Origin of the sequence: Candidatus Clostridium helianthi (assembly GCF_045310795.1) — a bacterium.
In the GTDB taxonomy this organism is placed as follows: domain Bacteria; phylum Bacillota; class Clostridia; order Clostridiales; family Clostridiaceae; genus Clostridium; species Clostridium helianthi.
In genome coordinates this window covers 119646-135108 of the sequence record NZ_JBJIAB010000012.1, presented here as the reverse complement: position 1 = coordinate 135108, position 15463 = coordinate 119646, and the positions used below count along the sequence as shown (strand labels likewise).

Sequence of the window (15463 nt, the reverse complement as noted above, 5' to 3'; positions counted from 1 at the left end):
AATTAAGAAAAGAAATAGCTAATAGCATGAAAAACTAACTTTCTTATGTTATTAACTATATCTATGAATAATTCAGGTATAAATAAATAATCGAAACTTATCTGTATTAGTATTATTGTGGTGGTATAATATGATAAAGGTAATTTTATACACTTTGAGGTCGAGATATTTTTAAAAATTGGAGTTATAAAAGAATCATTAAGTATGATCTATGAATAATTATAAGTATATCCTATATTTTAATAGAAATGGAGTTAATATATTATGGCAATTTTTTCACCGGTTCAAGTTAATATAGTTTTATTTATTTTATTGCTTATTTTATTTGGACATACTTATTTTAATATGAATAGAAAAAATATAACCAATAGATTGTTTATGTGGATTATGGGATTAACAGCATTTGCCATAATGCTAGAGATTTTAAGCGTTATATTAAATAATCCAAATTTAAAACAATTTATGGTAATGCAAAAGATTGTCAATGTTCTTGGATTTTCAGTGACTCCTATCATTCCATTTCTAGGATATATATTCAGTAAAGAATGGGTAAATAGGTATCAGAAAGATAAAATCAAACTAAATAAAATACTTTTATTACCGCTACTCATAAATGGGATAATGGCATTTGTAAGCTATAGTGTAAACTTGCTTTTTTATGTAACTAGTGAAAATACTTATGAACGTGGACCTTTATTTTTTATATTACCTTGTGTAAGTTACTTTTACTTTGGGTACAACTTATATTTTATTTACAAACAGCGTAAAAGGTTTTCTTGGTGGGAGCTTCGTATATTTAATTTATTCTATATTGCAGCAGGAGTATTTACAGGTATTCAGATTGTATATTCTAGTTATCTAACTATTTGGAATGGAACTGCAATGATGATAGTTATTATTTATATCTTCATATTAAATGATCAGGTACATAGAGATAGGCTGACGGGATTAGAAAATTATTCATCCTATGAACGCTATATTGAAAATATCTCTTTTAAGAAGATTAATAAGCTTTTTATAATTAATATTGATATAGATGATTTTAAAAGTGTTAATGATAAATTTGGGCATAACGAAGGCGATGAAGCACTTAAAATGTTTGCTAATCTACTAATTGAGAGTTTCTCGCTAAGAAGAAAAAAATTGATACGTGTAGGCGGGGATGAATTTTTAATTTTATTAGAAGTTGAGCGGAAAGAAATAGTTGATAATTATATTCAAAATTTAAATAAAAACATTGAGGCATATAATAAAACTAAAGAGAAACCATATGAACTTAAATTCAGTTATGGAGTGGCATGTTGTAGTAACGCTAAAGAAGATATCCATGACATTTTGAAATGTGCAGATAAATTGATGTATGAGCAAAAGAAAAGTAGAAAGATGAAGTTATAATTTAGCACGTAAAATTAAAAAAGATAAGAATTTAGAAAATTACAAGCTTTATTGCTGGTATATTTAAATAGTGGTAAAATTATTATTGGAAAATAAATTTTAAGATATAATTTAGTAGAAACTAGACAAGATTATAGCTTGAATTGTAAGGAAGTGAGAAACGTGGAAAAACAAATAATAGATCTTAAAAGAGATGCATATAAAAAGCTATTAGAGTGGAAAAATAATCATAATAATAAGGTATTATTAGTAGAAGGTGCAAGACAGGTAGGAAAAACTTATTTAGTAAAAAAATTTGCAAGAGAAAATTATAAGCATTTAATATATATAAATCTGTTGGAAGAAACAGGAGAGGACTTACTTACAATTTATAATATAATAAAAGAAGAACGTCTATCAGGAAAACTAGACAGGGAAAAAACAAATACATTAAAAGAGATGTTTAAGAGATTCTCTAACAATTTTGAAGACAATGAAGAATGCATAATTATAATAGATGAAATACAAGAATCTTATAAGATTTATAATATGATAAGGCAATTTGCAAGGGAATTTAAAGCACATTTTATCATGACTGGAAGTTATTTGGGAAGAGTTGTTATGCAGAAAGAGTTTTGGTCTCCAATGGGTGATGTAGATTTCCTTGAAATAAAGCCATTATCATTCACTGAATTTGTTAATGCGCTTAATTTAACACAAGCTTATGAGTCATTAGATTTGTATGGAGATGGCGATAAAAAGGATTATGATTTATTTTATGATAAGTATAAAGATTACTTAGAAGTTGGCGGGTATCCAGAGATAGTATGCGAATACTTAAGAAATCACAAGGAAAATATTAATGATTTGTTTGAAAAATTATTAAGAGTATTTTGTGAAGAATCTTCAAGATATTTTGATGGAGATATATTGACTACAAGAGTGTTTGAAGACTGCATAAGCGCAATAATTGAAATTCTAGCTAGAGGAAAAAAAGGCATTAAGGAAAGCAGTTATACGGAAGAATTACAGCAAATAATAACCAAACAATATTCAAGTAATATCACGAAGGAAAATTGTAATAGAGTACTTCAATGGTTTTACACGTCAAAATTTGTTAAAGACTGTGATAAGCTTATAGATTTTGAATTTACCAATATAAAAAAGAGACAAAGATATTTTTTGTCAGATGTTGGTATGGCAAATTATGTGATGAAAAAAGCAAACCTATTAGCATCGGAATCTAGCGGGTTATTAAATGAAACGTTTGTTTACCACTGTCTTTTGGATAAGATATCTATAGTTACTATGTTTGGCATCTATGGTGATGGAGAACTTGATTTTGTCTATAGAGATAGGGAAAATGGGTATGTTTACGGAATAGAAGTTAAGGCTGGTAAGAATCCAGGTAAAACTATAACAAAATCATTAGCTAATGGAAAAATTAATTTTGCAGTTTATCTAAAAGGGGTAACACAAGGTGGAATTGCAAACAAGACTTATACAATTCCAATATTTTTATTTCCAAGATTTGAGTTCAGCAAAATATAAAGATCGCTATAATAAGAGTTTATGTAATGTAAGCTCTTATTTTATGGTAAAATATACTTATAATATGGATTAATTAACACTTTTACGTGTTTATAAAGATTAGATTTATGTAAAAAAACGGTGAAAATACAGCAAGGTTTGCGATTTATCTTAAAAGGAAGTGATTCAAATTATTAAAAGATGTGAATGGGTGACAAAAGAAGAATTATATATTGAATATCACGATAAGGAATGGGGAGTGCCGGTATATGATGATAGGAAACTATTTGAAATGTTGTGCTTAGAAGGAGCTCAAGCAGGCTTAAGCTGGTGGACCATTCTTAAAAAAAGAGAAAACTATAAAGAAGCTTTTGATAATTTTGAAGCTGAAAAGATAGTGAAATATACTGAAGAAAAATTAGAACAATTAATGCAAGATAAAGGTATTGTTCGTAATAGAAGAAAAATTGAAAGTGTTGTAACTAATGCAAAAGCATTTCTGAAAATTAGAGAAGAGTGTGGCTCGTTTTCCAATTATATATGGAAGTTTGTAGACAATAAGCCTATCATTAATTCATGGAAAAGCATAGGAGAAGTTCCGGCTTCAAATGAATTAAGTGATAAAATGAGTAAGCAACTAAAAAAAGATGGTTTCAAATTTGTTGGAAGTACAATTTGTTATTCCTTTATGCAAGCAGTAGGAATGGTTAACGATCATACAACTGAATGCTTTTGCTATACAAAATTAATTTAGTTAAAAATGTTATATAATTAGAGATAGAATATTTAAAAAGTAAATAATCTATCTTTTTTATATTTTAGAAATAAATTATTAAATATAGATTCTGATAATTCGTAAGAAATGAGATGAATATTATGAATAATAAAAAGTTTTTTTACAATATGGGATTTAATCATATAAAAAAGGCTAGTTTTAAAACAAAATTAATATCATCATTTCTGATTATTTCCATATTACCAATCTTATCTATTGAGATATTTTCTTATTATTATTCTACTAATAAAATAGAAAATAAAATATCAAGGCTAATGGATTTTAGTCTTACACAATCTGCTAAAAGTATAAACACTACTCTTTCTTCTTATGAAGATTTAGATATGCAGATTGCCAGCGATGATGAACTCACAAAACTGATTGATAAATATGATGTTGGAAGTAATACGGATATAAATACCCAAGTGGCATTGAATGATATTAAAGGCAAATTAACTGTTTACGCTTATTCAAAACTGGGAATTGTTAATATTGATATACGTACTAATAAAAATCATAAGATAGCTTCATATAACAGAATAAATGGACATGCAATACCAGATATCTGGAAAAAGTATGACGATATAATTGAAAAAAATGATTATGAAGATGAGACTAGCAGATACGGAACAATATGGAGCGGAATGTCATATACGCAGCCATTGGTAGAAGAAACGTATAATTTGATTAATGTGTATTCAAATATAATTGACTTTACAAGTGACAGAATAATCGGAGTTCTTTGTATAAGCATAAATGAAGACGTTTTACAAAAGACTTATAACTTAAATTCAGATGATCTGCATGCCAATAATATCAATGTATATTCATTAATTATAGATAATGAAGGTACAATAGTATCTTATGAAGATAGAAATTATATTGGGAAAAATATATATTATTTAGCTAATAAAAAAGATAGAAATTCAGAGGACCTAAACAATACTATAATTAATTCTCATATTGTGAAAGGAAATTCACTAATTGTAAACACTAAGAGCTTAAAAATAAGTAACTGGTATATTGTGAATATAATTGATGAAAATAAATTATTTTCCGAAGTAAATCTGAGCATAAGAATTATTATTATAGTTATTGTTATAGTAATACTCTTTTTCATATTTTTTATAGTGCTAGTTTCAAATAGGTTGACAAGCTCCATAAGAAAAATTGTTGCGGCAATGAAGAAAGCACAGAAAGGAGAATTATCTGTAAGAATAGAGGAGGATATAACTGATGAGTTTTCTATAATTGCACTAACCTTTAATAAGATGATATCTCATATTAATGAGTTAGTTGAAAAACTTAGAATTCAGATGAATTTAACTTCTGAAGCAGTAAAATTGCAAAAGGAAGCAGAAATAAGAGCAATTGAGGCTCAGATTAATCCGCATTTTTTATATAATACTCTTGACTGTATCAACTGGATGGCAATTGAAAAGGAGGAGTATGAAATTAGTAAAATGCTTAAAAGCTTAGGTCAAATATTAAGATATTCAATTAATCAAAGTAATAAAATAGTTTCTTTTTCACAAGAAATTCAATGGCTTAAGCAGTATTTATATCTTCAGGAAAGCAGATTTGATAATTCCTTTAAAACTGAAATTAAGTTCGAGGAAGAAGTGCTGGAATTTAAAATACACAAGCTTATGCTGCAGCCACTAATCGAAAATTCTATTATACACGGCTTTGAGGGTTATACATCTGGAGGTGTTTTAGAAGTGTCAATTGAAATAAAGGAAGCGGATATAGTGATTTTTATAAAAGATAATGGAAAAGGAATGGATAGTGAGAAAGTAAAATATATTAATAGCCTTGTAAGTGAAGCTAAGATTATTAATAAAGGAGAGCATATTGGAATAGAAAATGTAATATCAAGACTTAGAATATATTATGGAGATTATTATAAGTTCAATATAGAAAGTGAAATTGGCAGAGGGACAAGTATTTGCATTAGAATACCTAAAATAAAATAATTATATAAGATATTTCTTAGAGTTTCTATTCATAATATATGTTGGATATATTAAAAATAACTAGGTTTTCAGGGGGAAGTATATGAACATTGTTGTTATTGAGGATGAGATTAGGACTAGAAGAGGAATTATAAAATTATTACCTAAAATCAACAAAAATTATCATGTTATAGGGGAAGCAAATGATGGCTTAGAAGGTTTTAATATAATAGAAAAAACAAAACCACAGGTAGTTATAACAGATATTAAAATGCCTGGACTAAATGGATTAGAGATGCTTAAAAAGCTTAATGAATCTGAAATTAAGGTTAAGATGATAATTATTACAGCGTATTCAGAATTTGAATTTGCCAAGAAAGCTATTTCAGTTGGAGTTACTGATTATTTATTAAAGCCCATAACAGTTGAAGATCTGAAAAATGTTCTTGAAAAAATAGAAAAAGATATTGATAGGGAAATAGAAAAAGAAAGTTATCAAAGAATTAACATAATGACTTTTGAACAAATGATAATAGAGATGATAGAAGGGAAAATAAAGATTAGCAAAATATATGAACACTATTCAGATAAGATAAAGGAAGATAATTTTAATTATGTTATGGTTGTTAAATTAATTAATACCACCATTGAGCGATATAATTTGCTAAAAAAATGTATAGATAATTTTTTCAAGAACATTGAAAATCTAAAATATATACATTTAGAGTATGAATATAATAATGAAATATTAATTTTATTTGCATCAAAGGATTCGGAAGTAAATATTGAAAAAGAAATGAATAAGAAATTATTTGATTTATTTCATGATAATGGATTTGAAAACTGCATTGTTGCTGGTCTTTCTAAATTAATTTCAATTGATGAAGTTGCGAGTAGAGTGAAAGAAATAAACAGAAATTTAAAATGGTCATTATTATTGAAAAAGGATGCTATAGTTACTAAGAATGCAATATCAAGCATATGCACTAAAACTTTTAAATATCCTAAGGAAATTGAGCAGTTAATTATGGCTGCAATTGGTGAACAGGACTATATTAAATTAAGTAATTTAATAAATAAGTTTTTAAGTTATTGCAAATCAGGCAAATATCATCCAGATAGTATCATAGATGGTGTAGATTGTTTCGTGATTTCAATAATTAACATAATGAAAGATATTAATTATGAGTTGTTTATTAAAATTAATAATGAAAGAATATTAGAAAAAGTTAAAAATAGTACAAGCTGGTGTGAAATAGAGGATATTTTAAAAAATATAATAAATATAGTGTCTGAATTAAATAATAAAGATTCAAAGGCATCATACAGTTTAATTGTATATAAGACTATTAATAAAATAATAAATGATTATGCAGAATGCATTTCATTAGAAAATATAGCAGCAAGCCTTAATGTCACCCCTGAATATCTTTCTACATTATTTTATAAGGAAGTAGGAACTAATTTTACAAGCTATTTAAAGGAATACAGAATAAATAAATCCAAGGAATTACTTATTAGCAGTAATTTAAAAATAGGAGAGATTGCTAAGAGGGTTGGATACAATGATCCAAAATATTTTTGTAAGGTCTTTAAAAGCGTTACAGGTGTTTGTGCAGGAAAATACGTTACAATGCATAAATAAAATTCATTAGTTTTTTACACTTTTCTTAAAACTTTGGAATTGGATTAGAATATTGTAAGAAATATAATGATAGTAACAGATGCGCATCTTGTATTGTATATGTTTACATTTATCTAAATGAGTTTATGTCGAAGATATGAATTTTAAAGTGGGGGGATTAAATTGAAAAAAACCATATCATTAATAATAGGTGCTGTACTTTCTTTAAGTTTGATTGGCTGCGGATCATCAAGTACTCAACAAACTGCTAGCAATACTAACGGGAAGGTTACGCTAAAAGTTTGGAGTTATTATAACGACAATGAAAAAAAATCATTTAATAATTTAGTTGATAAATTTAATAAGTCTCAAGATAAAGTAGAAGTAGTAAATGAATATGTACCATTTGCAGACATAAAGAAGCAGTTTTCAGTAGGAATAGCAGCACAAAATCTACCGGATCTTGCCGTTATAGATAATCCTGATCATGCAGCATTTGCAGCAATGGGAATGTTTGAAGATATAACAGACAAAGTTAAAGACTGGGATGAAAAAGATAATTATTTTGAAGGTCCATGGAAGTCAACAATGTATAACGGCAAAAATTATGGAATTCCTATGGATAGCAATTGTTTAGCGTTATTTTATAATGAGGACCTTCTTAAGCAGGCAGGAGTTACTCCTCCTCAAACATGGGATGAGCTTAGAACAGCTGCGAAGAAACTCACAAAAGATGGGGTTTATGGTTTGTCATTATCTGCTGTGAAAAGCGAAGAAGGTACATTCCAGTTTATGCCTTTCTTATTATCTTCAGGAGGAAGTGTAGAAAAAGTTAATTCTCCAGAAGTAGTAAAATCACTTCAATTGTGGACAGACCTACTTAAAGATGGGTCTTTAAGTAAAGAATGTATTAATTGGGATCAACCTGGTGTTGAGAAGCAGTTTGCTACAGGTAAAGCAGCTATGATGATAAATGGGCCATGGCAATTTTCAACACTTAAGAGTGATGCTCCTAATATGAAGTGGGCATGTGTAAAAATTCCTAAAGATCAGAAATATGCTTCAGTCCTTGGTGGTGAGAACATAGGAATTGTTAAAGGGCACCATCCTGAAGAAGCATGGGAATTTTTAAAGTTTATTGGAAAGGCTGATAATGTTAGAGACTTCATAAATAATACAGGATATTTTCCACCTAGAAAAGATTTAGCTAACGATAAAGTTTGGACTGAAGATCCTAATAAAGCAGTTTTCATGGATCAAATGCAGTATGCTATGCCTAGAGGACCACATCCAAAATGGCCTCAAATTTCCGAAGCAATTTACACTGCATACCAAGAATCTTTGACAATGCAGAAGAGCCCTCAAGAAGCATTAGATGAAGCTCAAACAAAGATTGATGCGGTATTAAAGTGATTTTTGTAAATGTTAATATGGTTGAGGCGCTTTAATTAAGCCCTCTATCCATATTAAATAGAAAATGAAAAGAGGTAGAAATATGCATAAGAATAGAGTGGGTTATATGTTTATTGTACCAGCCGTTATATTTATGCTATTATTTGTTGGTTATCCAATAATATATAATATTTTACTAAGTTTGCAAGACGTTAATGTTATGACTGTAAACAGTCCAATAAAAGAATTTGTAGGGTTTAAGAATTATATAGAATTATTTAAAAGCTCTGTGCTTCTGGTAGCTATCGGAAATACTCTTTATTATACTGTTGTATGTATAATTTTTCAATTTGTGCTAGGTTTTGCATTTGCATTGTTCTTTAATATAGAATTCACTTTTTCAAAATTTATAAGAGGTTTGGTTATGGTATCTTGGTTAATACCAATGACTATTAATGCATTATCATTTAAATTTATGTTTAGTCCAAGTGGTGGAGTTATTAATCAAATACTTATGAATCTTCATGTTATAAATCAGCCTTTGGACTGGCTTATACAGCCTAATAGTGCAATGTGGGGACTTATTATAACTAACGTATGGGTTGGAATCCCTTTTAATATGATTCTTTTAACAACTGGATTGAGTACGATTCCTAAATCTATTTATGAAAGTGCCAGTCTTGATGGAGCAAATTGGTTTCAAAAACTATTTTATATAACTATTCCATCTATAAAACCTGCAATTTTGTCAGTGTTAATGCTCGGATTTATTTATACATTTAAAGTATTTGACCTTGTTTTTATAATGACAAATGGTGGACCCGTAAATGCAACAGAAGTTTTGTCTACTTTATCATATAAGCTATCATTCAATCAATATAGCTATAGCCAAGGTTCAGCAGTAGCCAATATTCTGTTCTTAACTCTATTTATAGTAAGCCTATTCTATGTAAAATTAATAAAAGAAGATGAGGTGATGTAATTTGGAGGAAAGAAGATATATTAAACCGAGAACTAACATTATTTTAAATATTATAGCTGTAATAGTTGGAGCAATATTTCTATTCCCTTTATATTGGGTAATTATAAGTTCATTTAAAAGTGATGCTGAAATATTTAGGAATCCTCCGACCTTTTTTCCTGAACAGCTTACACTAAGTGCATATGCTGCTCAAATAACTGGTGAATATAGCATATTCAAAGGTTTTTTTAACAGCTGTTTCATAAGTTTTTCGGTTCTTGTGATCACATTGCTTTTTGCAGTGCCATCAGCATATGGTCTTGCAAGGTATAGAATTAAAGGTAAAAAACTATTTATTCAATCATTTCTTATTACTCAGATGCTTCCGGCAACTTTATTATTAACGCCAATGTTTATAATATTTGGGAGATTTAGAATATTAAATACTTACTTATCACCTATTCTTGCTGACTGCACAATATCTATACCATTTGTTGTAATTATACTAAGAACGTATTTTTTATCCATACCTAAGGAACTGGAGGACTCTGCCAGGGTTGATGGGTGCAATACATTCCAAGCTTTTATAAGAATTATACTTCCAGTATCTTATCCAGGTATTATAATGGCTGCAGTATTTTCATTCTTATTTGCTTGGGGGGACTTGATTTTTGCTTTAACATTTATGAATGAGCAAAGCATGAGGCCAATGACTGCAGGAATCTATAATTTTATGGGACAATACGGTTTAGCTTGGAATAAAATAATGGCTTTTGGTACACTCACTATAATTCCGGTAGTAGCAATATTTATATTCATGCAAAAATATATAATCGGTGGTCTAACTAGTGGTGCAGTAAAAGAATAATTAAAATATTACAGGAAAAAAGTTAGGTAAATAAATGCTTTAGGAATTCACAATAGACTGAGAAGAATAATAAATAGGAGGGATTAATATGGGACAATTTGATGATAACAGAGAATTTTTATTAGGATATTTTGAGGAAAAGGATGGAGCTCTTTGCTATAGATATGATGCAGAACGTCTTATTATCATGCCATGGGGGCCGAATAGTTTAAGGATTAAATCCACAAAAGGATCAGATATGCCTATGGAGGATTGGGCGCTTATAGAACCAAAATCATCTAATGCTAAGATCAGTATTGAGGAGTATAGTGCAAAAATCGTAAATGGTAAGATTACAGCAGTAATTAATCAGATTGGAAAATTGGAATTTTATAATCAGAAAGGTGAATTGCTGTTAGAGGAATATGTTCGTAATCGTAAGGATATGTATAGTTCTACTTGTAGTTCCCTTGAAGTGGAAGGAAGAGAATTCAAGCCGATTATAGGAGGAGATTATCATCTAAGTATGAGGTTTGTTTCTAATCCAGATGAAAAAATCTATGGTATGGGGCAATATCAACAGCCGTTCTTAGACGTGAAAGGAGCAGATTTAGAATTAGCACACAGAAATTCTCAGGCTAGCGTGCCATTTGCTCTATCATCTTTGGGCTATGGATTTCTTTGGAACAATCCTGCAGTGGGTCGTGTGAATTTTGGAAAGAATATTACTACATGGGAAGCATATTCTACAAAGAAGCTGGACTATTGGATTACTGCAGGAGACACTCCAGCAGAGATTGAAGAAGCATATGCTGATGCAACTGGAAAAGTTCCTATGATGCCAAAATACGCTATGGGATTCTGGCAATGTAAGTTACGTTATCAGACTCAAGAAGAACTTTTAGAAGTAGCAAGGGAATATAAGAAACGTAATCTTCCTATCTCTGTTATTGTGGTAGATTTTTTCCACTGGCCACTACAAGGCGAATGGAAGTTTGATCCAACATACTGGCCAGATCCAGATGCTATGATAAAAGAACTTAAGGATATGGGAATTGAATTGATGGTATCTATTTGGCCAACTGTAGATTATAGAAGTGAAAATTTTGACGAAATGATGAATAAGGGATTGCTCGTTAGAACAGATAAAGGTTTCCGCATTTGTATGAATTTCATGGGAAATACTATACATTATGACCCTACTAATCCTGAGGCAAGAGAGTATGTATGGCAGAAAGCTAAGAAAAATTACTACGATAAGGGTGTGAAGATTTTCTGGCTTGATGAAGCAGAGCCTGAATATAGCGTTTATGATTTCGAAAATTACCGATATCATTTAGGGCCAAATGTGCAGGTAGGAAACATTTATCCTATGATGTATGCAAAAACATTCTTTGATGGTATGAAAGCAGAAGGACAGGAAGACATAATTAATTTGCTACGCTGTGCATGGGCTGGATCTCAAAGATACGGTGCGTTAGTTTGGTCAGGTGATATACATTCTTCCTTTAAAAGCCTCAGAAATCAGTTTGCAGCAGGATTAAATATGGGACTTGCAGGAATTCCTTGGTGGACTACAGACATTGGAGGATTCTTCGGAGGACATATTGATGATCCGGATTTCCATGAGGTGTTGATCCGTTGGTTTGAATACGGAACTTTCTGCCCAGTTATGAGACTTCATGGTTATCGCTGGCCTTTCAAACCTCAGTATGGAACAACAGGTGGAGCTGAATGTGTATCTGGTGCTGATAATGAAGTATGGTCTTATGGAGATAAGGTATATGATATCTGCAAGAAGTATTTGAAAATAAGAGAAGCAATGATGCCTTATATTACTACTTTAATGGAAGAAGCACATAAAAAAGGAACTCCAGTCATGCGACCAATGTTCTATGATTTTCCAGAGGATAAACTCTGTTGGGAAAATGAATCGCAGTATATGTTTGGGCCAAATATCCTAGTTGCACCTATTATGGAAAAAGGTCAGACTGAACGTGAGGTGTATCTGCCATCAGGTTCAAATTGGACTAATGCATGGACAAAAGAAAAAATGGAAGGTGGACAAACAATACTCGTAGATGCACCAATTGATCAAATTCCATTATTTTTAAGGGATTATAAGGAAGGATCTTGCACTATAAATATTTAAAATTAATATAATAAATCGGCAATTTGGGGTTATAATCCCAGCTGGTTAAATCGGTTGATTTTTATCATTGTTAAATAGGATGTATTTAGATAAGAGCTTATGTAATGTAAGCTCTTATTTTTATGGTAGAATATATTTATATTGTATTTTGTTGGGTGAAATTAAAATTAATCAAATATATACTTCAAAAGAACAGATAATATTGCTAAAAGAAATATGTGAAGTCCATTATAGTATAAAAGAATCTATTTTATATTAAGATATGGAGTAATTAATAATTTTAAAATTGATTTCAAAAGTTAAAATGAAAAATACAAGTTTTTAGAAGCTAAATTATAGGAAGAATAAAATAATTTTTAATTTATATTAGTAACTTTCATTTTTAAGCATATATCCTATATAGATAAATTATTTATATAGGAGCGTGTTAAAAATGAGAGAAAGAAAATGTGTTAAATTTAATGTGAATATGTATGAGGATACAAAGTTCAAAATAATAGATAGAATGGAAAAAAGAGATCTTATAAATTATGTTTGGACTAGGCTTGTGGTTCTTGCAGGTAAGGTCAATTTAGAAGGAGAATTATTTTTATCTAGAAATATACCATATACTCTAGAGACTTTGGCTATAGAGTTCAATAGAGAAGTATCTGAAATAGAATTAGCTATAAAAACTTTTATAGACTTAGAAATGGTTGAACTTACTCAAGATAAAATATATAAAGTAAAAAACTTTGTAAAGCATCAAAATATTAAAACAAAAGAAAAAGTTCAAAATAAACATAATGCAGAAGAAGTTGAAATTAGCGAGAAGAAACAGCTAAGCAGCAGCTGTATAGAGAACATTAATGTAGAGAGTGAGAATAAACATAAGGATAATAAAGTAATTGATATAAAAGATAATATTGCAAATAAAAATGTCACTACTGCTGATAATAAAAGCTGTATGGAAACAAGTACAAGTGTACATTTAAACAGCTGTAATAAAAATGTAACGGAAGTAGATAATGAAGCTACTCAGAAATTAAAGGTGGAAAAATACAAAAGCAAAGAGCATTTACCTAATGAGATAGTAACTACTTTAGAGAAGAAAAATGTGAAAAATAAAAGTAAGCCTAAGAAAAAAGAGAAGATTAATGAAATTAGTGTTGTTGATGAAGTAGAAAATGATGATCTGATGAAGATTACTGAAGGGGAGCCGGTAATAGGAAAAGATGAGGAGATTGTTTTGGCATTTAGCTTTTAACAGAAGGAAAAACTTAAAGTATATTTAATACTCCATGTAGACAATCTGTGTATGCTGAAAACTACACAAAAACTATTGAAGAAAATAAAGCAAATTTAGGAGCAAGCCTAAGTCCATTATCTTATGTAATATGTGGCAAAATCCGTGAAATAGATGATGTTATAGATGCATTATGTTTAGCAATTACAGGAGTTATTAGATTAGAAAATGGATCTGAAACAATACCTGAGGTGCCTATGGACGATAAAAGCGGAATAAAAATGCAAATGGTTTATGTAGAGTAAAATCTTATTTTTATGTTAGAATGTAGATAGATTGTATTAAAATGGGTGAGGTTGAATGGATAAAGTATATATGCCACAAGAAACTATAATATTACCGAAAGAAATATGTGAAGTCCCTTATAGTAATGAAGTTGATTACGCTACGTTTTCTAGATCACTTAGAGATGATAAGGTTGTAGCAAGTTATAAGATGTATTGGCTGCTGGCTTTATTAGATGAAATTTCTTTGGATAACTTTGAAATAGAATTTAGAACATTAATATGTAAAATGGTCGTAAAGGCTTGGTATCCTCTTTTGAAATACAAGTTAAGTTTTGGATTATGTGATAATTTAGCAAAAGTAGCTACTTACATTTCAGATACATATAACTTGGAAAGCAATTATGATGAACGTAAGCTTTTTTATTTTATATATTCATCACAAGATAAAACATTAAATAAAATGCTTAAAGAATTAACATTAAATGTACCATATAGATTTTTATCACCATTTTTTGAGAATAAACTTAGAGGTCAGAAAAAAGTTCAAAAGCTCATAGAAGAACTATCCAAAGAAGATAATGAATGTATTTATGAAATTTATAAAAATAATAAGGATGAAAATTGTATTAGGATTAAAGACAATTGGTGTAATTACTTAAAGTTTAACTACAGAATTATTCAAGGCTGGGCGTATTATAGATTGGTATGCTTCCTGCAAAAGCGCAATCCAAATGTACCAGGTATAGCAATGAAATTAGAAGCTCCTAAAAATAGGGACTTGAGAGGGCAGACAAAGATATGGAAGCAAGTTATAGAACAAAGGCATATAACTGACTTGTATACAGGCTTAGATTTCACAGAAACAAATTATAATGATTATGGTGTTTTAAGCATAGATCACTTTATACCTTGGAGCTTTGTCCTTCATGATCAAATGTGGAATTTAGTACCAACTTTTAAGAATATAAATAGTAAGAAAAGTGATAATTTACTCCAATATGATACTTATATTGATAAGTTTTGTGAAATGCAATACGAAGCCTTTTGCTTTGTAGTTGATGAAAATAGGAAAAATCAACTTGAGGAATATGGACAAGTGCTTAAGGTTGAGAATCTTAGGAAGTTTAAAAAAGAAAATAGCGAAGAGGAATTCATTAGAAGAATGAAGCAAGAGATTGGACCAGTTTATGGAGTAGCGGTTAATCAGGGGTTTGGAGTTTTATGTAATTTGTTTTATTAAGGTAATTATCGTGCTGAGTTTTTAGTTTAGTAGAAACTCAGCATTAATTTTTACTTACGTAGAGATAATTAGATTTATAGTTTTTTAATTAAATGCAACAG

The 15463-nt window shown here is 29.5% G+C and carries 12 protein-coding genes; all 12 read left to right on the top strand.

What is annotated here, in order from left to right; all coding sequences use genetic code 11:
• Window positions 1-264: 264 nt before the first annotated feature.
• The 12 genes from ACJDTP_RS11650 to ACJDTP_RS11595 all read left to right on the top strand — a co-directional run bounded on the left by ACJDTP_RS11650 (window position 265) and on the right by ACJDTP_RS11595 (window position 15362).
• A complete protein-coding gene (locus ACJDTP_RS11650) occupies window positions 265-1395 on the top strand; it encodes a GGDEF domain-containing protein (protein ID WP_077869011.1) in 1131 nt (376 codons plus the stop codon).
• A gap of 162 nt (window positions 1396-1557) precedes the next feature.
• The gene (locus tag ACJDTP_RS11645; RefSeq protein ID WP_406761300.1) at window positions 1558-2925 is read left to right on the top strand and encodes an AAA family ATPase; all 1368 of its coding nucleotides are present in this window, start codon (window positions 1558-1560) and stop codon (window positions 2923-2925) included.
• Between the two features lie 160 nt (window positions 2926-3085).
• Window positions 3086-3658 carry a DNA-3-methyladenine glycosylase I gene (locus ACJDTP_RS11640; protein ID WP_174775795.1) on the top strand — a complete coding sequence of 191 codons (573 nt, stop codon included), beginning with the start codon at window positions 3086-3088 and terminating at the stop codon, window positions 3656-3658.
• A gap of 122 nt (window positions 3659-3780) precedes the next feature.
• Window positions 3781-5655 carry a sensor histidine kinase gene (locus ACJDTP_RS11635; protein ID WP_406761299.1) on the top strand — a complete coding sequence of 625 codons (1875 nt, stop codon included), beginning with the start codon at window positions 3781-3783 and terminating at the stop codon, window positions 5653-5655.
• 82 nt (window positions 5656-5737) lie between these two features.
• Complete coding sequence (locus tag ACJDTP_RS11630; RefSeq protein ID WP_406761298.1) at window positions 5738-7279, top strand: response regulator transcription factor; 1542 nt, start codon at window positions 5738-5740, stop codon at window positions 7277-7279.
• Window positions 7280-7441: 162 nt separating this feature from the next.
• On the top strand, window positions 7442-8671 hold the full coding sequence (locus tag ACJDTP_RS11625) for a sugar ABC transporter substrate-binding protein (RefSeq protein WP_406761297.1): 1230 nt from the start codon (window positions 7442-7444) through the stop codon (window positions 8669-8671).
• A gap of 82 nt (window positions 8672-8753) precedes the next feature.
• Window positions 8754-9632, top strand: coding sequence for a carbohydrate ABC transporter permease (locus ACJDTP_RS11620; RefSeq protein WP_017210699.1), 879 nt, complete (start codon window positions 8754-8756; stop codon window positions 9630-9632).
• A 1-nt stretch (window position 9633) separates the two neighbouring features.
• A complete protein-coding gene (locus ACJDTP_RS11615) occupies window positions 9634-10479 on the top strand; it encodes a carbohydrate ABC transporter permease (protein WP_017210698.1) in 846 nt (281 codons plus the stop codon).
• Between the two features lie 88 nt (window positions 10480-10567).
• Window positions 10568-12610, top strand: coding sequence for a glycoside hydrolase family 31 protein (locus ACJDTP_RS11610; RefSeq protein ID WP_406761296.1), 2043 nt, complete (start codon window positions 10568-10570; stop codon window positions 12608-12610).
• Window positions 12611-13043: 433 nt separating this feature from the next.
• Entirely contained in the window at window positions 13044-13856 is an 813-nt protein-coding gene (locus ACJDTP_RS11605; RefSeq protein ID WP_406761295.1) for a phage replisome organizer N-terminal domain-containing protein, read from the top strand.
• A 47-nt stretch (window positions 13857-13903) separates the two neighbouring features.
• Window positions 13904-14140 (top strand): hypothetical protein, encoded by a 237-nt coding sequence (locus ACJDTP_RS11600; protein WP_406761294.1) that lies wholly within the window; start codon window positions 13904-13906, stop codon window positions 14138-14140.
• 55 nt (window positions 14141-14195) lie between these two features.
• Complete coding sequence (locus ACJDTP_RS11595; protein ID WP_406761293.1) at window positions 14196-15362, top strand: HNH endonuclease domain-containing protein; 1167 nt, start codon at window positions 14196-14198, stop codon at window positions 15360-15362.
• The last annotated feature ends 101 nt before the right edge of the window (window positions 15363-15463 follow it).